Source organism: Paenibacillus xylanexedens (assembly GCF_007676705.1).
Taxonomy (GTDB): domain Bacteria; phylum Bacillota; class Bacilli; order Paenibacillales; family Paenibacillaceae; genus Paenibacillus; species Paenibacillus xylanexedens_C.
In genome coordinates this window covers 1-254 of record NZ_VEBF01000457.1, presented here as the reverse complement: position 1 = coordinate 254, position 254 = coordinate 1, and the positions used below count along the sequence as shown (strand labels likewise).

The window sequence follows — 254 nt, the reverse complement described above, 5'->3', positions numbered from 1 at the left end:
AACTGCAACTGTTGCACAAAAACCTCCTCCACACCCGTACAACCAAACATCTCCTCCACTTCCACTCCAACCTACATCAATCCCAAATCACACAACATATCCTCTTCTATCATCACTCACCCCCAATTCATTTCCACACACACCTCAACTCCAATCAACATCACAACCTTCTCAAACTTCGCTTCCCAATTCATCTCGTCACCTCCAAGCCAACATTCCAAATTCCATTTCCCCCACTCCAACCCCCAACACAT

The 254-nt window shown here is 46.1% G+C and carries 1 protein-coding gene; it reads left to right on the top strand.

Annotated elements, in window-relative coordinates:
- Window positions 1-11 precede the first annotated feature (11 nt).
- Window positions 12-254 (top strand): glycoside hydrolase family 38 C-terminal domain-containing protein (locus FS628_RS33335; protein WP_369008919.1); only part of this gene is annotated, 243 nt, incomplete at its 3' end.